This is a genomic window from Luteibacter sp., assembly GCF_009912395.1.
Lineage (GTDB): Bacteria > Pseudomonadota > Gammaproteobacteria > Xanthomonadales > Rhodanobacteraceae > Luteibacter.
In genome coordinates this window covers 18,494-40,668 of sequence record NZ_WNDO01000004.1, presented here as the reverse complement: position 1 = coordinate 40,668, position 22,175 = coordinate 18,494, and the positions used below count along the sequence as shown (strand labels likewise).

Annotated in this window: 16 protein-coding genes and 1 pseudogene; 5 read left to right on the top strand and 12 right to left on the bottom strand. The window is 66.0% G+C overall.

Annotated features, from left to right (window positions below; all coding sequences use genetic code 11):
* Positions 1 to 783, bottom strand: coding sequence for an SDR family oxidoreductase (locus GAK28_RS05705; protein WP_291776082.1), 783 nt, complete (start codon positions 781 to 783; stop codon positions 1 to 3).
* 61 nt (positions 784 to 844) lie between these two features.
* Between GAK28_RS05705 and GAK28_RS05700 the strand changes: the two genes are divergently transcribed.
* Both GAK28_RS05700 and GAK28_RS05695 read left to right on the top strand, forming a co-directional pair.
* Complete coding sequence (locus GAK28_RS05700) at positions 845 to 1,660, top strand: ATP-binding cassette domain-containing protein (RefSeq protein WP_291776081.1); 816 nt, start codon at positions 845 to 847, stop codon at positions 1,658 to 1,660.
* Between the two features lie 48 nt (positions 1,661 to 1,708).
* On the top strand, positions 1,709 to 1,927 hold the full coding sequence (locus tag GAK28_RS05695) for a hypothetical protein (protein ID WP_291776080.1): 219 nt from the start codon (positions 1,709 to 1,711) through the stop codon (positions 1,925 to 1,927).
* Positions 1,928 to 2,008: 81 nt separating this feature from the next.
* Here GAK28_RS05695 and sppA read toward each other — a convergent pair whose 3' ends face one another.
* Together sppA and GAK28_RS05685 are read right to left on the bottom strand one after the other, a co-directional pair.
* Positions 2,009 to 3,922, bottom strand: coding sequence for a signal peptide peptidase SppA (sppA, locus tag GAK28_RS05690; RefSeq protein WP_291776079.1), 1,914 nt, complete (start codon positions 3,920 to 3,922; stop codon positions 2,009 to 2,011).
* Between the two features lie 57 nt (positions 3,923 to 3,979).
* A pseudogene (locus GAK28_RS05685) lies at positions 3,980 to 5,364 on the bottom strand (MATE family efflux transporter).
* A 91-nt stretch (positions 5,365 to 5,455) separates the two neighbouring features.
* Here GAK28_RS05685 and GAK28_RS05680 point away from each other — a divergent pair.
* The 3 genes from GAK28_RS05680 to tal all read left to right on the top strand — a co-directional run bounded on the left by GAK28_RS05680 (position 5,456) and on the right by tal (position 10,223).
* Positions 5,456 to 6,637: a DUF3667 domain-containing protein gene (locus GAK28_RS05680; protein WP_291776078.1), complete on the top strand. Its 1,182-nt coding sequence runs from the start codon at positions 5,456 to 5,458 to the stop codon at positions 6,635 to 6,637.
* A 370-nt stretch (positions 6,638 to 7,007) separates the two neighbouring features.
* Entirely contained in the window at positions 7,008 to 9,182 is a 2,175-nt protein-coding gene (locus GAK28_RS05675) for a primosomal protein N' (protein WP_291776077.1), read from the top strand.
* Between the two features lie 87 nt (positions 9,183 to 9,269).
* Positions 9,270 to 10,223, top strand: a complete 954-nt coding sequence (tal, locus tag GAK28_RS05670; RefSeq protein ID WP_291776076.1) for a transaldolase — start codon at positions 9,270 to 9,272, stop codon at positions 10,221 to 10,223.
* Between the two features lie 210 nt (positions 10,224 to 10,433).
* Here tal and GAK28_RS05665 read toward each other — a convergent pair whose 3' ends face one another.
* From GAK28_RS05665 to GAK28_RS05625, 9 genes are all read right to left on the bottom strand, one after another.
* Positions 10,434 to 10,808 (bottom strand): hypothetical protein, encoded by a 375-nt coding sequence (locus GAK28_RS05665; RefSeq protein WP_291776075.1) that lies wholly within the window; start codon positions 10,806 to 10,808, stop codon positions 10,434 to 10,436.
* Positions 10,809 to 10,813: 5 nt separating this feature from the next.
* Positions 10,814 to 11,641 carry an enterotoxin A family protein gene (locus GAK28_RS05660; protein ID WP_291776074.1) on the bottom strand — a complete coding sequence of 276 codons (828 nt, stop codon included), beginning with the start codon at positions 11,639 to 11,641 and terminating at the stop codon, positions 10,814 to 10,816.
* A gap of 125 nt (positions 11,642 to 11,766) precedes the next feature.
* Positions 11,767 to 12,510 carry a CPBP family intramembrane glutamic endopeptidase gene (locus GAK28_RS05655; RefSeq protein ID WP_291776073.1) on the bottom strand — a complete coding sequence of 248 codons (744 nt, stop codon included), beginning with the start codon at positions 12,508 to 12,510 and terminating at the stop codon, positions 11,767 to 11,769.
* 98 nt (positions 12,511 to 12,608) lie between these two features.
* Positions 12,609 to 14,006, bottom strand: a complete 1,398-nt coding sequence (locus GAK28_RS05650; protein ID WP_291776072.1) for a coniferyl aldehyde dehydrogenase — start codon at positions 14,004 to 14,006, stop codon at positions 12,609 to 12,611.
* 104 nt (positions 14,007 to 14,110) lie between these two features.
* On the bottom strand, positions 14,111 to 15,532 hold the full coding sequence (locus GAK28_RS05645) for an efflux transporter outer membrane subunit (RefSeq protein ID WP_291776071.1): 1,422 nt from the start codon (positions 15,530 to 15,532) through the stop codon (positions 14,111 to 14,113).
* Positions 15,519 to 16,691, bottom strand: coding sequence for an efflux RND transporter periplasmic adaptor subunit (locus tag GAK28_RS05640; protein ID WP_291776070.1), 1,173 nt, complete (start codon positions 16,689 to 16,691; stop codon positions 15,519 to 15,521). Before GAK28_RS05640 ends, GAK28_RS05645 begins: the two co-directional genes overlap by 14 nt.
* Positions 16,681 to 19,884 (bottom strand): efflux RND transporter permease subunit, encoded by a 3,204-nt coding sequence (locus tag GAK28_RS05635; RefSeq protein WP_291776069.1) that lies wholly within the window; start codon positions 19,882 to 19,884, stop codon positions 16,681 to 16,683. The genes GAK28_RS05640 and GAK28_RS05635 overlap by 11 nt, the downstream gene beginning before the upstream one ends.
* Positions 19,885 to 20,020: 136 nt before the next feature.
* A complete protein-coding gene (locus GAK28_RS05630) occupies positions 20,021 to 21,490 on the bottom strand; it encodes a HAMP domain-containing sensor histidine kinase (RefSeq protein ID WP_291776068.1) in 1,470 nt (489 codons plus the stop codon).
* Positions 21,468 to 22,151, bottom strand: coding sequence for a response regulator transcription factor (locus tag GAK28_RS05625; RefSeq protein WP_291776066.1), 684 nt, complete (start codon positions 22,149 to 22,151; stop codon positions 21,468 to 21,470). Before GAK28_RS05625 ends, GAK28_RS05630 begins: the two co-directional genes overlap by 23 nt.
* Between the last annotated feature and the right edge of the window lie 24 nt (positions 22,152 to 22,175).

Here is a 22,175-nt window from a genome sequence, read left to right as displayed (position 1 = left end):
TCAAAAGCCGTAACGCAGGAACCCGCCGTCCACGGCGACGATCTCGCCCGTGACGTAGCTGGACGCCGGCAAGCAAAGGAAAGCCACCGTGCCGGCCACTTCCTCCGGCTCGCCGATTCGCCCCATGGGCGTGCGCGCCAGCACTTCCTCCAGGTAATCCACGTCGGCCAGCGCGGGCTCGCTGCGCTGCGTGCGGATGTACCAAGGCGCCACGCCGTTAACGCGGATGCCGTCCTCGCCCCATTCGCAGGCGAGGTTGCGGGTGAGCTGGTGCAGCGCCGCCTTGGTCATGCCGTAGGGCGCACCGGTACGCACGTGGGTGATGCCAGAGACCGAGCCGATGTTCACGATGGCGGCGTTCGCATGCTGCGCGAGATGCGGATAGGCGAGACGGCACATCTCGAACGCGGAGAACACGTTGAGTTCGAAGATGTCGCGATACTCGTCAGGCTCGTAGTCGAGCGCGGACTTCACCACGTTGCCGCCCACGTTGTTGACCAGCACCGACAGGCTGCTGCCAAGATCGGCGACCCAGTCGAACACGGCCAGGCGATCCTCGTGGTCGGTCATGTCGGCCGCCATCCACAGGATTTCGCTTTCCGGGCATTCGTCGGCAAGTTCGTCGCTGATTTCCTGGAGCACCGTCTCGTCGCGCGCCACGAGCAGCACGTTGGCGCCCAGCACGGCCAGTTCGCGCGCACAGGCGAAGCCGATGCCCTTGCTCGCGCCGGTGACGAGGGCCGTACGGCCGTCCAGGCGCCAATGGTTCAGACGTGGATGCATGCGGGACTCCTGATGATGTCGGCATGGTACAAGGAGGGGACCGCTGGAGGGATGTTCCACCATGATGCTGACGGCCCCGGACCCGACTTCACCCCTGCTCGCCATCGACCGCGCAACTGTGCTCCGCGAGGAGCGCCGCCTGCTCGACGGTCTTTCGCTCACCATCGCCCAGGGGCAGCATACGGCCATCCTCGGACCCAACGGTTCCGGCAAATCCACGCTGGTGAAACTGATCGAGCGACGCCTTTACCCGCTCGTCCACGAGGATGGCTCGCCGGTGCTGCGCGTGTTCGGACGCGAACGCTGGAGCGTCGCCGAGTTGCGTTCACTGCTGGGTGTCGTGTCGTCCGACCTGCGCCGCGAATTCGAGGCGACGCACGAGACCTCGCTCGACGCCGTACTGTCGGGCTTCTTCGCCTCGATGACCCTGGGCCTGGACCACGTCGTGGACGACGCCATGCGCGCCCGCGCCATGGATGCCTTGGCCCGGGTCGGCGCCACGCATCTCGCACGCCGCGATATCTCCACGCTGTCCACCGGCGAGGCACGACGCGTACTGATTGCGCGCGCGCTCGTCCACCAGCCGCGTGCACTATTGCTCGACGAACCTTGCGCGGGACTCGACCCGGGCACACGGCGACGCTTCCTCGATCTGCTGCGCCAGCTCGCCCAGGAAGGCACCACCCTCGTGCTGGTCACCCATCATGTGGAAGAGATCGTTCCGGAAATCGGCCACGTGGTGATGCTGCGCGGTGGTCAGCTGTTCGACGAGGGCCCCAAGGAGCGCCTGCTCGCCGACGATCAGCTTTCGGCGCTGTTCGACTGGCGCATGGAAGTGGACCGGGCCGACGGTTTCTACGGCGCGCGATTGCGCTAAGCCTTGCACGGCGCGAGACTCGGGGGCGAGCCACCGAGGACCACCGCCATGATGCTCCGTCTCACCGCGCCTATCGCCGTCGTGCTCGCGTGCGTCGCCTGCTCCAAGCCGGCGCCGCCCCAGCAGGACCCGCCCAAGCCGCAGGCTGCCGTCTCCGTGCCGTGGCAGTCCATGGAAGACCAGAAGAAAAAAGCACAGGACGTGCAGAAGGTCGTCGACAAGCAGGCCGAGGATCAGCGCAAGGCCGTCGAAGCCCAGGAACAGTAGCGCCCCCTACCGTGTAGGAGCGCGCTTGCGCGCGACAAGCCAACGAAGCGGTGAAGCCAAGGCTTCACCGCTTCGCCACCATCAACGCGGCGAACAGAAGCAATACGCGTAAACGTTCGGCTTTCCGGCCTCGGCCGTGCGGAACAACGCGAACTCCGGCGCCAGCTTCGGCAGCATCGCCACCCACGCGGGGAGGCGCAGGCCCATGGACATCGCCACGCGCGCTTCGCCGCTATCGCCCACGCTCGCCATGAAGCGCTCGAAGGCACCCATCGGCTTCTCGGCGTAACGCACGTGGAAATCCTTGCCGAGCTTGGCTTCCTCGGCCGCGTCGCGGATCGCGTCGTCGAGGTTGCCCATCTTGTCGACGAGTCCGCGCTGCAAGGCCTGCTCGCCCGTCCACACACGGCCCTGGGCGATGGCGTCGATGGACGCGAAGTCCTTGCCGCGCGCCTTGGCCACGTTGCCCACGAAGTCGCGGTAGCCCTTGTCGATGATGCTCTGGATCAGCACGCCCACCTTCGGATCGAGCGGGCGGCTCATGTCGAACGCGCCAGCCAGCGGACCGGTGGAAACGCCGTCGCTCTTCACGCCGATCTTCGCCAGCGTATCGGGGACGGTGAAGAACATGCCGAAGATACCGATTGAGCCCGTGATGGTGTTCGGCTCGGCGTAGATCCGGTTGGCGTTCATCGAGATCCAGTAGCCGCCACTCGCCGCTACGTCGCCCATGGAGACGATGACCGGAATGCCGGCCTCGCGGGTCAGTTCGACCTCGCGACGGATCTGCTCGGCCGCGTAGACCTCGCCACCCGGCGAATTCACGCGCAGCACCAGCGCATGGGTGCGGCGATCGTTGCGCGCGGCGCGGATGAGCGCGGCCGTGGAGTCGCCGCCGATGGTGCCCTGGGCCTGCTTGCCGCCGGTGATCTCGCCCTCGGCCACCACCACGGTGACACTCGGCCCCGTCTGCAGCAGGTCGATGTTGTTCAGGCCCTTCACGGTGAGGTAGCCGGCCAGGTCGACCTGGCGGAAGCCCTGGTCCTTCTTGCCGGCCGGCACGCCATCGTCGCGCAGCATCTTCACGAAGTCCTGCTCCGTGGCGAGACCGTCGACGAGCTTCTCCTGCACGGCGAGGTCGGCGAGGTTGCCCTTCGCGTCGCGCACGCGCTCGGCGAGGCCGTCGATGTCGGAGCGCAGCGCGGCCGGATCGATATGGCGCAGCTTCGCGATCTCGTCGATCCACGTGCCCCACAGGCCTCCCAGCCAGAAGGCATCGGCTTCCTTCGATTCCGGCGAGGCATGGTCGAGGATGAAGGGCTCCGCGGCGCTCTTGAACTGGCCGACGCGGAACAGGTGCACCTGCACGCCGAGGCGGTCGAGGAGGTCCTTGTAGAACAGGCGGTAATTGGCCAGGCCCGTGGCGATCACGCCGCCCTGGGGATCGAGGTAGATCTTGTCGGCATGGGCCGCCAGGTAGTACTGGCCCTGCTCCAGGTTCGACGCCCAGACCAGCACATGCTTGCCCGACGCACGGAAGCGATCGAGCGCCGCACCGACTTCACGCAGCGAAGCGAAACCGCCGGCTTCCATCTTGTCCGGGCGCAGCACGATGCAGCTGACCTTCGGGTCGGCGGCGGCGGCGTCGATGGCGCGGACCAGGTCACGCACCTGCACCTGCTTCACGCCGTCGCCGGACAGCTTGGCCACGGCGCGGGAGAACGCATCGGCGCTGTACTGCTCGACCAGCGCCCCCTCGGGCGCCAGCACCAGCACGGTCTGGTCGTCGATCGTGTTGCCCCGGCTGCCGATGTACATGACCAGCGCGAACAGCGCCAGGAAGCCGAAAAAGAACACGTTGAGGAACACCAACCGGATCAGGTTGAGGCCACGACCGACACCACGCAGGAACCTGCCGAAACCGCCGCGACGGCGCGGCGCGGGCTGGGCCGTGCGGGGAAGCGGCGGCGGCGTGTGGTCGAGATGGTCCGGCATCGAGGCGGTTTCCTTGGAAAGACTTGGGGTCGAGCGTAGCGCGTCAGGGCGCTTGCATCACGTGTGGAATGGCACGGGCGTCGTGTCGGCGTCGTCAGGCCAGCGTCCACGGGCACTGCTGCGCCAGAAGCGGGCGAACAGCAGGATCGCCGCGACGCTCAGGCCCGCGATCAGGCCCATCCACATGCCGCGGGCACCCAGCGCGTGCGGGAAGGCCAGGTACCAGCCCACCGGCATGCCGACGAACCAGTACGCGAACAACGTGATGAACATGGGGACCCGGGTGTCCTTCAGCCCACGCAACGCGCCGTTGGAAGCCACCTGGATGCTGCGGAGAACTGGAAGAACCCCGCGAGTATCAGCAACTGCGAGGCCATCGCGATCACCGCCGGGTCGTTCGTGTACAGGCTGGCGATGGGCATGGCGAACAGGAGCATGGCGCCCGAGGACAGGAACTGCGTGACCAGCACCAGCGAAATACCGGAGAGACCCGCGTAACGCACACCCAGCGCATCGCGACGGCCCACCGCGTTGCCCACGCGCACCGTGATCGCCATGGACAGGCCCAGTGGGATCATGAAGGCGACCGAAGCCACGTTGAGCGCAACGTGGTGGCTGGCCGTGACGGTCTCGCCGAGGCGACCGATCAGCAGCGCGACCGCCACGAACAGGCCCGCTTCCATCAGCAGCGTCACCGCCATCGGCACGCCCACGTTCAACAGCTGGCGGATCTGCTTCATGTCCGGCCGGGCCATGCGCTGGCGCAGGTTGAGGTCGCGGTAATTGCGATGCTTCAGCACATAGATGCCGAAACCGATCATCTCCAGCCACAGCACGATGGCCGTGGCGATGCCGCTGCCGCGCGCGCCCATCACCGGAAAACCCAGCTTGCCGTACATCAACACGTAGCCCAGCGGCGCCAGGATCACCAGGCCGCCGAAGCTGAAATACATGGAAGGACGCGGCATCGACAGGCCTTCGGAGAGGCCGCGCAACGCGAAGTAGGTGGTGAGCGCCGGCGCGGCGAACGCGATGGCATGCAGGAACGCCGTCACGTCGGCGCGCATGGATTCCACCACGCCGAACACCGTCATCAGCGGCGACGCGTGCCACACGGCGATGCCCAGCAGGAGACCGAGGCCCCAGGCGATGTACAGCGCCTGGTGGAAGGTGGCACCCACCTCGCCCCGGCGACCCGCGCCATCGAGCTGTGCGACCGTCGGCGGCACGGCCATCATGGTGCCAATGCCGGTGACGATCGCCAGTGCCCAGATGTTGACGCCGGTGACCACGGACGCCTGCGTGTGCGCGCCCTGATGACCGGCGAGCACGGCGTCGACGACGTTGGTGCCGATGGCTGAAAGTTGCGCCGCGATCATCGGCAGCGCCAGTCGAAAAGTGGCGCCAACCTCGCGACGCGCACGGGTGCGGTCGATGGACATGGCTCGGAACTACCGTGTATGGCCCTCCATTGTAGCCGCTGCCGTGCCATGATCCGCACCTGCGAGGGGAACCCAACTGGGGAGTAGGGGCATGAAGGAGCTGGAAACGGCGCCGGTGTTGATGTGCGCGAATTGTTCGGCCCCATTGCAGGGCCATTTCTGTCACGAGTGCGGACAGTCCATCCATAGCGTGCTGCGCCCCATGGCGCACCTGCTCGAGGACGCCGGCGACATCTTCTTCCACATGGACGAGCGCATCGTCCATACCGTGCCTCCGCTTTTCACCAAGCCTGGCTTCCTGACCCTGGAGTACTTCTCGGGCCGTCGCGTGCGCTACATCGCGCCCTTCCGCCTGATGTTCGTGTTCTGCCTCATGGCGTTCTTCTTCGTGCACGTGGCGGTCAACGGCACGCATTTCAGCGGCCACGGGGACAGCACGTCCAAGGAGGCGCTCGGCGCGTTCGCCGCCGCCGGTACCGCCGACGAAGTCCATGAACTCTACGACGACCAGATCCGCGACCTGCGCCGCACGGAGTCCGACCCGGCGGTGCCTGGACTGGCCAAGATGGGCATCGCCACCGCCCGCGGGCAGATCCGTGACAGCGCGAACAAGCGTCTCCAGGAACTGGGGGCGCCCCTGCTGGCCGCGGAACCGGAACCCGCCGCGCCCGCCCAGGGCACGCCGAAGGTCACCGTGGGCTGGACCTCGGAGGCCGACCTGCTGGACGAACACAACACCGTGGCGATCGGCTGGCTTCCCGATGCCGTCAACCAGCGGCTTACCGCATCGCTGGGCCGCCTGCGCAACAACATCCGCCAGGCCCGACACCCCGGCCCCGAACAGGACGAGGCGATTCACCGGATCGTCGAGGGCGTGTTCGGCGTGCTGCCGCTGACCATGTTCGTGATGGTCCCGGTCTTCGCCCTGCTGCTGAAGGTGTTCTACCTGTTCCGCCGCCGCCTCTACATGGAACACCTGATCGTGGCGCTGCACAGCCATGCCTTCCTGTTCCTGGGCCTGTTGCTGTTGATGCTGCTGGGCTTTGCCCGAAGTGCGCTCGCCCCCCATGTGGGCATCGCCGCGACCGCCATCGGCCTGGTCCAGTGGGCCATCGCGATCTGGATGCCGGTGTACCTGCTGGTGATGCAGAAACGGGTCTACCGGCAAGGATGGCCGATGACTATCCTCAAGTACTGGTTGATAGGCAGCGTCTATTTCTGGCTACTGATGTTCGCCCTCCTCATCGCCATGGTGATCGGGCTGACGCACTAGGATTTCTTCCTAGCAACGGAGAGTTGCACACAGGCCGCCGGACGCCTTCGCCTTTGTCAAGGTTTTGGCCACATCCGGTGAACCCTTTTCTCGTCGAAATTTTAAGTGCCTGAAATATTGAAATATTTCAGCTTGGTTAAAATGTACCCAAGCTAACCCGAAAGGCTCAACGGTGCGCCTTGGACCCCCTCCATCCGACCCTCATCCACAGACTTATCCACAGCTCCTGTGGATAACCCTGAAACCGTCCGGGGGCCGGGCACTTACCTGCCATTCCTCTTTCGACGCATGCGATGTGGGTCCAAGCCCATGTGATCGTGGTCAATCATTGACCAGCACAATCGGCATATCCCATTAAACTAGGGCCCGAATGACTCTCGTCCTCCGCGTCGCCCTGCCGGTTCCCCTGCTGACCCTGTTCGACTATCTGCCTCCGGAGGCAGGCAGCGCCCAGGCGGGATCCCGCGTGTGCGTACCCTTCGGCAAGGGCGAGATGGTGGGCGTGGTGGTCGATCCGGCGGCGGAGGCGGCGGTCGGTGCCAAACGGCTCAAGCGCGCCCACGAGATCCTCGACGACGCGCCCTTGCTCGACGCCGAACTGCTCGCCACCCTGGCCTGGGCGGCGGACTACTGGGCGGGCGCGCCCGGCGAAGCCGTAGCCAACGCCCTGCCGCTCGCGCTGCGCGAACCGCGTCCCCTGCCGGCCACCGGGCGCGAAGTCTGGGCACTGACGACCCAGGGCCGCAGCGCCCGCGACGCGCGCAGCCGCAAGGGCGGCTCGGCCGCCTTGCTCGACGCGCTGTACGACGGCCCCCGCGCCGCCGACGAACTCGGCCTCGCGCTGCCGGACTGGCGCGCCGCCGCGCGCCGGCTGCTCGACGCCGGGCTGGTGGAGAAGCGCGAGGTGGAGGATGGCGGCCTTCCCGCGTCGCCCGCGCCGGGCCCCACGCTCAGCGACGAACAGGCCACCGCCGTCGCGGCGATCGGCGAAGGCTTCGGCCGCTTCCAGCCCTACCTGCTCGATGGCGTCACCGGCAGTGGCAAGACCGAGGTCTACCTCGCGCTGATCGAACGCGCCCTGGCCGAAGGCAAGCAGACCCTGCTGCTGGTCCCCGAGATCGGCCTGGCGCCGCAGACCGTGCGGCGCCTGCGCGAACGCCTCGGCGTCACGATCGAGGTGTTGCACTCGAACCTCGCCGAAGGCGACCGGGCCCGCGCCTGGCTGCGGGCCCGCAACGGCACCGCCCGCGTGGTCATCGGCACGCGTTCGGCGGTGTTCACGCCGTTGCCGACGGCCGGCCTGATCATCGTCGACGAGGAGCACGACCCTTCCTATAAGCAGCAGGAAGGCTTTCGCTACCACGCCCGTGATCTGGCCCTGGTGCGCGCCCGTGCGCATGGCGTCCCGGTGGTGCTTGGCTCTGCCACGCCCTCACTGGAAACGCTCGCCAATGTCGAGGCCGGGCGTTACCGCTCGTTGCTGTTGCGCGCCCGTCCGGGCGCCACCCAGCCCACGCGCGTACAGATCGTCGACATGCGCGCGCAGCGTCTCGACCACGGCTTGTCACCCACCCTGGTCAATGCAGTCGCCGCCTGCGTCGGACGCGGTGAGCAGGCGCTGGTGTTCCGCAATCGCCGCGGTTACGCCCCCGTGCTGCTGTGTCACGACTGCGGCTGGCATGCCGACTGCCCACGCTGCGACCGCCCCATGACGCTGCATGCCGGCAAGCGTCGGCTGGTCTGCCACCACTGCGAGAACGTCCTCTCGGTACCGTCGGCGTGCCCGTCCTGCGGCTCCGCCAACCTCAGCCCGCAGGGCCAGGGCACCGAACGCCTGGAAGAGGCCCTGGCCGAGCGCTTTCCCGAGATACCCGTGGTGCGGATCGACCGCGAAACGACACGGCGACGTGAAGCCTTCGGCGAAATCCTCGATAGCCTGCGCGACGACAAGCCGGCGATCCTGGTCGGCACGCAGATGCTGGCCAAGGGCCACGACCTGCCCAACCTCACCCTCGTCGCCATCGTCGGCGTGGACGAAGGGCTGCACAGTGTCGACTTCCGCGCCAGCGAACGACTCGCCCAGCTGGTTGTGCAGGTGGCCGGACGCGCGGGGCGCGCGAGCAAGCCCGGCAATGTCCTGCTACAGACCCACCACCCCGACCATCCCATGCTGCACGCCCTGCTCCGTGGCGGCTACGGGGCGGTGGCGACCGGCCTGCTCGAAGAGCGCCGCCTGCTCGAACTGCCCCCGTTCTCCCACCAGGTGCTGCTGCGCGCGGACGCGCACGGACGCCCGGAGGTCGATACGTTCCTCGCCGAGGCGCATGCGGCCATCGGCGACCCGGGCAACCTGCGCATCGCCGGCCCCATGCCCGCCCCGATGCCGCTGCGGGCCGGCCGCCATCGTGGCCAACTGGTCGTGGAATCGGCGACCCGCGCGCGCCTGCACGCCTTCCTGCGCCCCTGGCAGCACGCCCTCACGAGCCTGCCGTCGGCCCGCAAAGTGCGCTGGTCTCTTGATGTCGACCCCATCGACCTATATTGAACAATCGACCCGATATCATCGGACGCCTATCTCCTGTCGCCCATCGGCGCGACAATGTGACATCTCCCCGGTAACGGAACCCCTGACGTGACCACCCAACTCGAACAACTCCGCAAGATCACCACCGTCGTCGCCGACACGGGCGACATCTCGGCCATCGAGAAGTACAAGCCGCAGGACGCCACCACCAACCCGTCGCTGCTGCTCAAGGCCGCCGGTATCCCGACCTACGCGGGCTACATCGACGAAGCCGTGCAGTGGGCCAAGGGCCAGAGCAAGGACCGCGACCAGCAGCTGATCGATGCTGGCGACCGCCTGGCCGTGCTGGTCGGCCGCGAAATCCTCAAGCTCGTGCCGGGCCGCGTCTCCACCGAAGTGGACGCCCGCCTGTCGTTCGACGAAGAGGCCTCCATCGCCAAGGCCAAGCGCCTGATCGGCATGTACGAAGAGATCGGCATCAAGCGCGATCGCGTCCTCATCAAGCTGGCCTCCACCTGGGAAGGCATCAAGGCCGCCGAGAAGCTGCAGAAGGACGGCATCGACTGCAACCTGACGCTGCTCTTCAGCTTCGAACAGGCCGTGGCCTGCGCCGAGGCCGGCGTGTTCCTGATCTCGCCGTTCGTCGGCCGTATCTTCGACTGGTATGTCGCCAACACCGACAAGAAGACCTACGCCCCTGCCGAAGACCCGGGCGTGCAGTCGGTCCGTCGTATCTACGACTACTACAAGCTGCACGGCTACAAGACTGTGGTGATGGGCGCCAGCTTCCGCAACATCGGCCAGATCCAGGCCCTCGCCGGCTGCGACCGCCTGACCATCTCGCCGGAGCTGCTCAAGGAACTGGACGAAACCACCGCCGACCTGCCGCTCGCGCTGAAGGACGCCGGACGCAACGAAGCCGCGCCGGCCAAGCTCACCGAAGCGAAGTTCCGCTGGGGCCACAACGAAAACGCGATGGCCACCGACAAGCTCGCCGAAGGCATCCGCAAGTTCGCCGTCGACCAGCGCAAGCTGGAAGAACTGCTTGGCGCGAAGCTGTAAGGCGTAAGCGAAAAGCAAATGAAAAAGGGCCCGCAAGGGCCCTTTTTTATGGGGAATCGCCGATACGATCGGCGATGGGTGCTCGCGATCCCGTTTCACCTGTAGGAGCGCGCTTGCGCGCGACTCGCGGCAGCGGCAATCTGGCCCGCTGCCGCGGGTCGCGCGCAAGCGCGCTCCTACAGGGAGGTTGCAAGAGTGACACAACCGAAATCACGGTCGCGGATCCAGGAAAATGATATTGACATCGATGCCGTTTATCGCGTCGCCCCGGGTTTGATAACAGACCTTCCGCCCCATGGAGTAGGCCGTATAAAGCAAGGGAAGCATGGCGGCCTTCTTTACGCGATACCAGATCTTGTCGTTCGAGAAGGCCGCATAGACGGATTCGCCTGCGCTGATCCATACGCTCTCGACCGTCACCTGGCATGTGAATCCCTGCGACTCCATGGCGATGTTCATCGGTGTATTTACGGTATTGCCGGGTGACGGTCTGACGTTGAGCTCGTGGGCGTTGGCAGCCGCGCATGCCAGCATCAACGAAACGCTGACGGTGGCTGTTCTCCGTACATGGAAACTGGCTTTCATGTGAGTCATGGTTCCTTCCCTTGAATGGTGTCGACGCCTTTGACATCCGCATGCTCGTCAAGGCTTGGATCGGCAAACGATGCAATCAGGGCGGATACCCTTCCGAATACCGCCTTCCTGCATGAATCCACGTGCAAGGTGGCATCGTCGATGGTGTCCACCTGTCGCTTTCTACGAAAGTTCAGCACGACATCGAGCGAAGGATTAAGGCAGGCCGCCTCGCAAAGTGCATGTTGCCCGCCCACCGAAGACGAGCCGTCACCTTCCGTATTCCATCGATAGGGCTGGACATTCACCTCAGCTGGCGCCTCGACATACCCTGTATTGGTATGGATCGTGACCCGTGTCGGCGGCAGACCTCCCGAACCGCGGCTGATGTACTCCGTGGCATCGACGATGCTTAAGGCGGGAATTCTTCCCCGAGACACCCATTCACCCTGCCCGATGAAGCGATCGGCCAACATCCGGTAGGCCTCACGGCCCTCGGATTGATAGGCATGCATCAAGCTGGCCGTCGTGCTGTAGAACTGCGTCGTGGGTCGTATGCGATAGACGAAGAAATGCGAGCCGTTGGATAGCCACCAGCTTCCCCAGCCCGTGGCGAACGACTCGTCGTCCGTGGTCGCGACGAAACCCGACGTACGATCTCCGCCAAAGCACGTAAAGCCTTCCACGTGTTCGTAGAGATTCGTGTTGTGGCCGACGGGGATGAAACCGTTCCTGAAAATGTCGTCAGGCGACCGCGTGTCCATGCGATACACGAGATCGGGCGGAGGATAGGCCCAGGCCGGCCACATCCCTATCAGGCAAACCCAGGCGAACAGTATCTTCATGACGCGGCCTCATCCTTCGAGGTCCGCATGATGGGAGCATTGCCGTCACACCGAAGCCGTTGAACGCAGGGCGATCGTGAAGGCCCCGCGCTTTACGTGAGGTCGTCCCTGGACGCGGGGCTTCGTCAGGCGGGCAATGGGGTACGCAACGGCCGTGCGAATCCCGCCCGCACGTCGATCAGCACATGAAGCACCATCGGCAGCAGCAGGCTTCCCGAATACAGATACATCCAGCAGAGCACGGCGCCAAGGAAGGTCGTCGCCAGTACGCCTCTCTTGCCTTGATAAACATGAGCGAAGCCGAATACCACCGCCGAGATGGCGATGGGCCAGTAGATCGCGGCATCCGGAGCGATCGCATACACCGCGAATACGACCATCCCCCGCCAGACGATCTCTTCGAAGATCCCCGCGGCGAACGAAAGCAGGATGAAGTATCCGCGCTCGACGCCAGTCGTCGGCAACATGGCCACGATATCGCCCATCATGGGCGGGGGCGTGCCGCGGCGGCGCGCCATGAGCATCGCCACCAAGCTACCGGCGGTGCCTCCAACGGCCAGCGCAACGATCATCTGGGGTTCGACACGCGAGGTGTCCATGCGCATGCCCAGCGCCGACCAGTTCAAACCCGGCACGACGGCGAATGCCACCAGTACCAGGCTCCCGAGCGCGGTCAGCAGGATCGTCCAGCGAAGATAGAATCGCCGACGGGTGTCGTCCTCATGACCCAGTTCGGCGAGGAAGCGCCGATGCCCCTTCACGCCCAGCCATGGCTCGACGAATACGATCCAGGCAAGCATCCCTCCCAGGGCCGTCCACGCGAACGGGCCCAATGGATCGTGCGCTACGATCCAGTCCAACGGTGCCATACGTTTTCCCCTGTGGCCGGGCGGAGTCGCGCGGCGCGAGCGATGACGTTACGGCATCGAACCGATGTGGATCAATAGCGTCGCGCGGGGTGCCCGGCTCAGCGCCGGATCTTCGTCTTGAGCACCGCGTCGATACCGCGTCCGTACGGCGGACGCAGCAGCTTGCCCACGTCGAACCAGGCCTGACGGTAGACGCTTCGCGCATGGCTGAAGGTACGGAAGCCGTCGAAGCCGTGGTATGCCCCCATGCCCGACGGACCGACGCCTCCGAACGGCAGGTTGTCCATCGTCAGGTGCATCACCGTGTCGTTGATCGTGACACCGCCCGCGACGATATCGGCGAGTAGCCGTTCCTGCATGGCGCGATCGTCGCCAAAGCAGTAGAGCGCGAGGGGGCGCGGTCGGGCGTTTACATAAGCGATGGCGTCGTCGAGTCGACGGTACGGCACGATCGGCAAGATGGGACCGAAGATCTCCTCACGCATCACCCGCATGTCGTCCGTGGGATCGATCACGAGATGCAGGGGCAGCTTGCGGTCCTCGACGATATCGACCGACGCGTCGAGGGAACGCACCGTGGCGCCCTTCTCGCGCGCGTCGGCGAGATAGCCTTGCAGACGGTCGAGATTCCGCTCGTTGACGATGCTCGTGTAATCGCCATTGCCGCGCAGGGTGGGATACATGAGCGTGAAGCGCTGCGCCAAGGCACTCGCGAATGCATCCACCTTGTCATGAGGTACCAATGCGTAATCCGGAGCGACGCAGATCTGCCCGGCATTGAGCGTCTTGCCGAACAGAAGGCGCTCGGCTACGCGATCAAGATCGGCATCGGGACCGACGATGGCCGGCGACTTGCCGCCCAGTTCCAGCGTCACGGGCACGAGGTTTTCCGCCGCTGCGCGCATTACATGCTTCGCCACCGAGGTCGCGCCGGTGAACAGCAGGTGGTCGAAGGGCAGCGCCGCGAAGGTCTCGCCAATCGACTGGTCGCCCGTCACCACCGCCAGTTCGGCCGGATCGAACGCCTTCGCGATCATCGTCTGCATCAGCGCCGACGAACGTGGCGTGAATTCCGAGGGCTTGATCATCGCGCGGTTACCCGCGGCGAGGATGCCGGCCAACGGCGAGAAGGTGAGGTTGAAAGGGAAGTTCCAGGGGGCGATGACGCCCACCACGCCCTTGGGCTGATAGTCCACCCAGGCTCGTGCACCCAGCAGGGCAAGTGCTGCCGGTGTGACAGCCCGGCGCTCACGGCGCATCCATCTGCGCACATGGTTCTTCGCGTGCTTCAGCGGTTCGATCGAGGCCGCGACATCGGTGACCAGCGAGCCCTGAATCGAGCGGTGACCGAAGTCGTCACTCAAGGCATCGGCGATCTCGCGGGCATGGTCGACCAGGAGGCCGATGACCCGGTCGAGGCGATCGATGCGGATGGCCGCGCTGGGCGTACCTTCCGCCTGCTGGGCCTGGCGCTGCTGGATGAGGATGCTTTGCATCCGTGCAGGCTAGCACCGCGACCGGCGCCGTTGTAGGAGCGCGCTTGCGCGCGATGGGGGGACTCGGCGAGCCCCATCGCGCGCAAGCGCGCTCCTACAAAAGGTCAGGTGGCAGACCAGCCGCCGCCGAGGGCGCGGATCAGGGCTACGCTGGCGCGGAGCTGGCGGGTTTCCAGGTCGATCACGCTGCGGCGTGCGTCGAGCTCGGAGGTTTGTGCCTGGACCACGTCGAGGTAGCTCACGGCGCCTTCGCGATAGCGGTTGAGCGACAGATCCACCGATTTCTGCGCGGCGTCGGCCGCCGCGCGCTGGTCGGTGAGTGCCGTGCCGAGATCGCGCAGCAGGGTGAGGTTGTCTTCCACCTGCGCGAACGCGTTGAGCACCACGTCACGGTACTTCGCGCCCGCTTCGTCCGTTGCCGCCTTCGCCGATTCCACGGCCGCCTTCCGGCGACCGCCATCGAACACGCTCAGCAGCGCCGTTGGGCCGATGGCCCAGAAGCGGTTCGGCGCAGTGGCGATGTTGCCCCATGCGCTGCTCTGCCAACCGCCCTGCCCGTCCAATGTGATCTGCGGGAAGAAGGCCGCGCGCGCCACGCCAACGCGCGCGTTGGCCGCGGCGGTACGCCGTTCGGCAGCGGCGATGTCGGGGCGACGCTGCAACAGCGCCGACGGCACCTCCAGCGGAATGGTTGGCACCTTGACGGCGTCGTCCTTCGTTTCCAGCGTGAAGGTCGACGCGTTGTCGCCCACCAGCACGGCGATCGCATGCAACACCACCGCACGCTGTGCCTGCGCCTGGGTCAGCTGCGACTTGGCGTTGGAGAGCTGGGTCTGCGCACGCGCGACATCCAGGCCCGAGGCGATGCCGCCATCGTGACGTGACTGCGTGAGCTGCAAGGACTTGGTGAACGCGTCGATGCTTTCGTTCAGCACCTTGATCTGGCGATCCTGCCCGTTGAGCTGTAGGTAGTTGTCGGCCAGCTGGGCTTGCAGGCTCAGCTGCGCACCGGCGAGGTCGGCCGCCGAGGCCGCCTGTTCGGCGGTACCGGCGGCGACGGTGTCGCGCACGCGGCCCCACAGGTCCACTTCGTAATCGAGCTGGCCGCTGACGGTGTACGAGTTGTAGTACGCCGGCGATGTTGCGCCGCGCAGCGGCCTCGTGTCCGATTCGCGGTTACGCGTGGCGTTGCCGTTGAGGCCGAACGTCGGGAACAACCCCGCACGCGCTTCCTTGGTGAACGCCTCCGCCTGCTGGTAATGCGCATACGCGGCGGCGAGCGTGGCGTTGCTCTTCAGCAACTGTCCCTGCAAGCCATCAAGGCGCGAGTCACCGTACAGCGACCACCAGTTCGCGCGATCGAGATGATCGGCCGGCTTGGCCTCCACCCACGGCGAATCGACATTGGCGAACTGCGGGGCGACCGGCACTTCGGGCACCTTGTAGATCGGTGCCATCGAGCAGGCCGCGAGGCCTGCCGAAAGCAGCAAGCCCGAGAGCAGCCGCAAGGGTTCACGCCTTGCCATTGCCGCCTTCCTTCTTCGACGGGATCACCTTGACGGTATCGCCATTGGCCAGGCCATCGGGCGGGCTCTCGATCAGGCGATCGCCGGCGGCGATGCCGGAGGCGAGCTGCACCGTCTTGCCGAAGTCCTGCGCGATGGTCACGTCCTTGAACGTCACCTTGTTCTGCGCATCGACGATCGCCACGCGCAGGCCGCTGCCGTCATAGACGAGCGCGCTGGCCGGCACGCGGAACAGCGACGCGTTGGCAGGCAGGTCGAAGATCACGCTGGCGTAGCCACCGGGGAGCAGCCGGCCGTCGGTGTTGTCGACCGCCACCTGCACCAGGGTCGTGCCGCTGGCCGCATTGATCGCCGAGGAGCTGGATTCCACCTTACCCTCGAAGGTCTGGCCCGGATATTCCGGCACACTGAGCTTCACCGTCGCGCCCTGCTTGATCGACGGTGCGTAGTTCTGCGGCACGTTCACATACATGCGCAGCTTGTGCGTGTCGGACACCACGAACAGTTCCTGGCCACCGCCGCCGGCGTTGATCAGCGCACCGACGTCGGTCTCGCGCGCCGTGACCACGCCATCGAACGGCGCCACGAGCTTCGCGAAGCCCTTGGTCGCCTGGATGCGTTCGAGGTTGGCCTGCGCCGCCTCGGCAAGCGCACGCTTGGCGTCGTAGTCGCCGGTCTTCTCATCCACTTCCTGCTTGGAGACGGAGTCCGAATCACGCATCGACTGCCAGCGCTTGGCCGTCGTCTGGGCCAGCATTTCGTTGGCGCGTGCGCTGGCGAGGTCGGCCTTGGCCTGCAGCAACTGCTGGTCGAGGTCGGGCGTTTCGATCTCGCCGAGGATGTCGCCGGCCTTCACTTTCTGGCCGATGTCGTACTTCCACGACTTCAGGTAGCCGCTGGTGCGGGCGTAGATCGGTGCGCGGGCATAGGCTTGCAAACGACCCGGCAGGTTGAGGTCGCCGCCACCCTGCCCGCCTTCGGGGTTGACCAGGGTGACGGACGGCGTGGCCTGCTCGTCCGTCCATTCGCGCAGGTTGCGCGATTCGTTGGCGCGGGTGGCCACGCCGGCGACGACGATGGCGAGGATCACGATGGCGGCGATGATGCCGGCAAGGCGAAGGCGACGCGGCGGGGGCGTATGGATCGTATCAGGCGACATGGACGGGCTCTCCGGAAGCATTCACCGGGGTTTTGGAGGCGTGGCCGCGACGGCCATGGATGATGTTGAAAACGACTGGCACGAACAGCAGCGTGGCCGTGGTGGCGAAGATGAGGCCGCCGATCACGGCGCGACCCAGCGGCGCGTTCTGCTCGCCGCCCTCGCCCAGCCCTAAGGCCATCGGCAGCATGCCGATGATCATGGCCAGCGCGGTCATCAACACGGGGCGGAAGCGGACGAAACCACCTTCCGACGCCGCGATGAAGGCGTCGCCGGTATCGGCAAGGCGTTCACGGCAGAAGCTCACCACCAGGATGGAGTTGGCCGTGGCCACGCCCATGCACATGATGGCGCCGGTGAGCGCGGGCACCGACAGCGTCGTGTGCGTCGCGAACAGCATCCAGATGATGCCGGCGATGGCGGCGGGCAGCGCGGTGACGATCACGAACGGATCGGCCCACGACTGGAAGTTCACCACGATCAGCAGGTAGATCAGCACGATCGCACCGAGCAGGCCGAGGATCAGGCCAGTGAAGGCGCTGTTCATCGTCTGCACCTGGCCGAGCAGCGCGGTGCTCGATGCCTTCGGCAGGTCCTTCTTGTGCGCGTCGAGGATCTTCTGGATGTCGGTGGCGACGCCGCCCAGGTCGCGATCCTGCGTGGTGGCGAAGATCTCCACCATCGACTGGATGTTGTACTGGCTGGCCACGGTGCTGCTGGTGGTGCGGTTGAACGAAGCGAAGCCGCCGAGAATCTGCGAACCGGCCGCACCGGTACTCGGGCTGATCGGCACGTTGGCGAGGTCGGGCAGCGTATCGATCGCGTACTGCGGCGTCTGCATCACGATCGGGTACGACACGCCATTCTGCGGATTGAGCCAGAAGGTCGGCGCGATCTGGCTGGAACCGGCGAGGTTCACGCCCAGGCTATTGGTGACGTCACGCTCGGTGATACCGACCTGCTGCGCGCGGCTGCGATCCACGTCGACGTTGAAGGTCGGGCTGGACTGCGACTGCTGGATGCGTGCATCCACCACGCCCGGCACGCGACGGATCTCGCGCAGCAGCGTATCGGCGTACTTGAAGTTCGCCGCCACGTTCGGACCGCGAATCTGCAGGTCGATCGGCGCGGGCGAGCCGAAGTTCAGGATCTGACTGATGATGTCCGCCGGCGGGAACGAGAAGGTGGCCGTCGGGAACAGGCGCGGCAGCTTCTCGCGCAATTCGCGCACATAGTCCGCCGTGGGCTTGTGATCTTCCTTCAGCGAGATTTGCAGGTCGCCATCGGCCGAGCTGACCGTGCCCGTGTTGTTGTAGGTGTTGTTGATGCTCGACGACGACAGGCCCATGTTGTCCACCACGGTACCGAGTTCCTCGGCCGGAATGATCTTGCGCACTTCCTTGGTGACGGCGGCGAACAGGTTCGCGGTCTCTTCCACGCGGGTGCCGACCGGGGCACGCACGTGCATCAGGATCTGCCCCGAATCCACTGCCGGGAAGAAGTTTCGTCCGAGCATCGGCACCAGCGCGAACGACAGCACGACGAAGACCATGAAGCCGATCACGAAGGGCTTGCTGTTACGCAGCGCGAGTTCGAGCAGGCCGTGGTAGCTCTGGCGCAGCGCTTCGAAGCGCTTTTCGAAACCGCGCTGGAAACGGACCAGCGGATTGCGCGACACCTTGCCGTGCTCGCCGTGCGGATCCTCGTGCGAATGCGGATGCAGGAGGTACTTCGCCATCGTCGGCACGAGCGTACGCGACAGGATGAACGAGCAGATCATGGAGAACATCACCGCTTCGGCCATCGGCACGAAGAGGAAGCGGGCGACGCCGTCCAGGAAGAACATCGGCACGAACACGATGCAGATGCACAGCAGCGAGACGAAGACCGGCGTCACGATCTGCGCCGCGCCGTCGAGGATCGCGGTTTCCACGTCCTTGCCGTGCTCGAGATGCCAGTTGATGTTCTCGATGGTCACCGTGGCGTCATCCACCAGGATGCCCACCGCGAGCGCCAGGCCGCCGAGCGTCATGATGTTCAAGGTCTCGCCGAACGCGGACAGCATCGCGATCGCGCCCAGGATGGCCAGCGGGATCGACGTGGCGATGATCACCGTGGAGCGCCAGCTGCCGAGGAACAGCAGGATCATCAGGCTGGTGAGCGCGGCGGCGATCACGCCTTCGCGCGCCACGCCGACGATGGCACCGCTGACGAACAGCGACTGGTCGCCGATCGGGCTGATCTTCAGGGTCTCGGGCAGGGCGTCCTTCATGCTCGCCACGCGATCCTTGATGCCCTGGATGATCGCCAGCGTCGAGGCGGAGCCGTTCTTCAGTACCGTCAGCAGCACCGAGCGATTACCGTCGACGTGCACGATATTGGTCTGCGGCGGCGAACCGTCGCGCACATGGGCCACGTCGCGGATGAACACCGTCGCGCCGTTGACCACCTTCACCGGCAGGTTGCCCAGCTCGTCGACCACGGACGGCGAGTTGTTGAGCTGCAACGTGTACTCGAAATCGCCGATCTTCTGCGTGCCGACCGGCGTGATCAGGTTCTGCGCGGCGAGCGCATTGGCCACGTCCTGCGCGGACAGTCCACGTGCCTGCAACGTGGCCGGGTCGATATCGATCTGCACCTGGCGGGTCTTGCCGCCGAACGGATACGGGATCGCGGCACCGGGCACCGAGGTCAGCTGTGGACGGATGATGTTGAGACCAAGGTCGGCGAGGTTCTGCTCGGTGAGGCCCTCACCGGACAGCGCGAGCTGGATGATCGGCACCGTCGAGGCGCTGTAGTTCAGGATCAGCGGCGGCGTGGTGCCGGGCGGCAGCTGCTTGAGCAGGGTCTGCGCGACGGCGGTCACCTGTGCGTTGGCCGTGCGGATATCCACCGTGGGCTGGAAGAAGATCTTCACGATGCCGAAGCCGGCGATCGAGTTGGCTTCGATGTGCTCGACGTCGTTCACCGTGGTGGTAAGCACGCGCTCGAACGGCGACGACACACGGCCCACCATCTGGTCGGGCGGAAGGCCGGTGTACTGCCACACCACCGCGATCACGGGGATCTTGATGTCGGGGAAGATATCGGTCGGCGTACGCATCGCCGACAGCGGACCCACGATGAGGATCAGCAAGGCGAGGACGACGAAGGTATACGGTCGCGTAAGTGCGATCCGGACGATGCCAATCATGGAGGACGGGTTCCGAGCGCGAATGTTGCGTCGCGGCGAATTCTGCCTCCGTACCTTCCTACGGCGTAGTTAAGATTTATTTAGACGTCTGCGTGGACGCCGAAAAATCGCGCCGGGATAAGGGCTTGCGTGCCAATCACCGAGTGATCGGCGACGCCTCCGGCAACGTGTCGGCGAGGGGACCGGACTCGGCCGGTTTCACACGCGCCGCGGTGACCACGCGGCTCTCCGGCAACGCATCGCAGGGGCAGATCACCGAGAACACCGCGCCCTTGCCGTCGCCACCCACGGACAGCGCATAGCCATGCAGGCGCACGATGGCGCTGACGATGGCCAGGCCCAGGCCGCAGCCTGGCTTGGATCGCGTCTCGTCGCCGCGATAGAAACGACGGAACACCGCCTCGCGCTCGTCCGGCGGAATGCCCGGACCGGTATCGGCGATATCCACGCGGGCATCGCCCGTGGTGTCGGTAAATGCCACCAGGCGGATGCGCCCGCCGTTGGGCGTGAACTTGATCGCGTTGCCAACGAGGTTGGCCAGCGCCTCGAACATCAATTGCGGATCGCCGCGCAGGGCCGGCAGGCGATCCACCGTCAGCTCGAAGGCCTGGTCGCGGTCCTCGGCCAGCGGCGCGTAGAACTCGTGGACGTTGCGCAGCACGGCGCCAAGGTCCATCACGGCGAAGCAGGCGCTACGCTGGCGGTCTTCCAGCTCCGAAACGCGCAACAGCGCGCGGAAGCGCGCCAGTACGGTGTCGATCTCGGCCACGCAGTCGTCCAGTTGTTCGCCTTCCGGCTTGCCTTCGAACTGCTGTTGCAGGCGGTAGAGGCGCGTGCGCATGCGGGTCAGCGGCGTGCGCAGGTCGTGCGCGATGTTGTCGGTGACGCCCTTCACCTCGCCCAGCAGGCGCTCGATCTCGCCCAGCGCCTGGTTGACCGTGGCGGCGAGCAGGTCGACCTCGTCGCCCCCGCGGCTCACCGGCAGGCGCACGCTGAGATCGCCCTGGCGGATGGGTTCCATGGCCTGCTGGATGGCGCGGATGCGCTTGGCGGGGCCACGCGCGATGAGCACGCCACCGAGCACGCCCGGCAGCAGGGTCAGCGACAGGCCCCAGAGCAGCCCGCGCCAGATGATCGCCGTGAGGCCATCGATGGTGGTGCTTTCCTTGGCGACGACCAGGCGCTCGCCGTTGGGCAGCTCGCGGGTGATGCCGCGTGCGCGCATCTCGCCGCCGCGCTTGGAATCGAGCAGGCTGGCGCGGATGGGATGGACCACGCTGTCCTCGTCCATGCCCTTGGGCACGCCGGCGATGTTGCCGGCGAGGCGCCGACCCTGCGCGTCGAACAGTCCCACCCACATGAAGCCCTGGATGTCGATCGCGCTGGCGGCGTCCACCGTGTCCGGCAGGCGCTTGGCGTCGGTGTTCTCCAGGTAGTGGATACGCGCGACCAGCATCTGGTCGACCACGTTGGACAGGTAACGCGTGGATTCCCACTGCACCACGCCGACCAGCACCACGCACCAGATGGCGAACAGCGCCCCATAGATGAGGATCAGCCGCGAAGTGGCGGAGCGCCAGGCGTCAGTCAGCGGGCGCAAGGACATACCCCGAACCGCGCACCGTACGGATGAGCGGCAGCTGGCCGGCACCGTCGATCTTGCGACGGAGGCGGCCGATATGGACGTCGATCACGTTGGTGCCCGGATCGAAATGGAAGCCCCACACGTGCTCGAAGATCATCTGCCGCGTCACCACCTGACCGGCGTTGCGCATCAGGAATTCGAGCAGGCGGAACTCGGTAGGCAGCAGCGTGAGCGGCTGGCCGTTGCGCAGGGCATTGTGGCGAACGAGGTCGAGTTCGAGGTCGCCGACGCGCAGGCGGGTGTCCTGCGTGGCCGCGCTGCGATGGCGGCGCAGCAGCACCTCGGCGCGTGCGGCGAGTTCGTCCGGCGAAAACGGCTTGGTGAGGTAGTCGTCGCCGCCGGCGCGCAGGCCGCGCACGCGCTCGTCCACGTCGGACAGCGCGCTGATCATCAGCACGGGGGTCTCGACGGAGCGCTTGCGCAGCTCGGACACGACGTCGATGCCGTCCATGCCGGGCAGCATGCGGTCGAGGGTGATGATGTCGTAACCGTCGGCCAGCGCACGCTGGAGGCCATCGCGGCCGTTGGCCACCCAGTCGGCGGCGAGGCCGTGCGCGCCCAGCTCCGCGACGATATCGCGGGCGGTCACTTCATCGTCTTCGATGACCAGCGCCCTGGGCATCCTGTCTGACTCCAACACGGTGGG

Coding starts and splice junctions, on each gene's coding strand:
- GAK28_RS05700 (WP_291776081.1), top strand. CDS start 845: ATGATGCTGACGGCCCCGGACCCGACTTCACCCCTGCTCGCCATCGAC.
- GAK28_RS05680 (WP_291776078.1), top strand. CDS start 5,456: ATGAAGGAGCTGGAAACGGCGCCGGTGTTGATGTGCGCGAATTGTTCG.
- GAK28_RS05635 (WP_291776069.1), bottom strand. CDS start 19,884: ATGATTGGCATCGTCCGGATCGCACTTACGCGACCGTATACCTTCGTC.
- GAK28_RS05665 (WP_291776075.1), bottom strand. CDS start 10,808: ATGAAAGCCAGTTTCCATGTACGGAGAACAGCCACCGTCAGCGTTTCG.
- sppA (WP_291776079.1), bottom strand. CDS start 3,922: ATGCCGGACCATCTCGACCACACGCCGCCGCCGCTTCCCCGCACGGCC.
- GAK28_RS05650 (WP_291776072.1), bottom strand. CDS start 14,006: ATGCAAAGCATCCTCATCCAGCAGCGCCAGGCCCAGCAGGCGGAAGGT.
- GAK28_RS05675 (WP_291776077.1), top strand. CDS start 7,008: ATGACTCTCGTCCTCCGCGTCGCCCTGCCGGTTCCCCTGCTGACCCTG.
- GAK28_RS05640 (WP_291776070.1), bottom strand. CDS start 16,691: ATGTCGCCTGATACGATCCATACGCCCCCGCCGCGTCGCCTTCGCCTT.
- GAK28_RS05705 (WP_291776082.1), bottom strand. CDS start 783: ATGCATCCACGTCTGAACCATTGGCGCCTGGACGGCCGTACGGCCCTC.
- GAK28_RS05630 (WP_291776068.1), bottom strand. CDS start 21,490: ATGTCCTTGCGCCCGCTGACTGACGCCTGGCGCTCCGCCACTTCGCGG.
- GAK28_RS05625 (WP_291776066.1), bottom strand. CDS start 22,151: ATGCCCAGGGCGCTGGTCATCGAAGACGATGAAGTGACCGCCCGCGAT.
- GAK28_RS05660 (WP_291776074.1), bottom strand. CDS start 11,641: ATGAAGATACTGTTCGCCTGGGTTTGCCTGATAGGGATGTGGCCGGCC.
- GAK28_RS05695 (WP_291776080.1), top strand. CDS start 1,709: ATGATGCTCCGTCTCACCGCGCCTATCGCCGTCGTGCTCGCGTGCGTC.
- GAK28_RS05655 (WP_291776073.1), bottom strand. CDS start 12,510: ATGGCACCGTTGGACTGGATCGTAGCGCACGATCCATTGGGCCCGTTC.
- GAK28_RS05645 (WP_291776071.1), bottom strand. CDS start 15,532: ATGGCAAGGCGTGAACCCTTGCGGCTGCTCTCGGGCTTGCTGCTTTCG.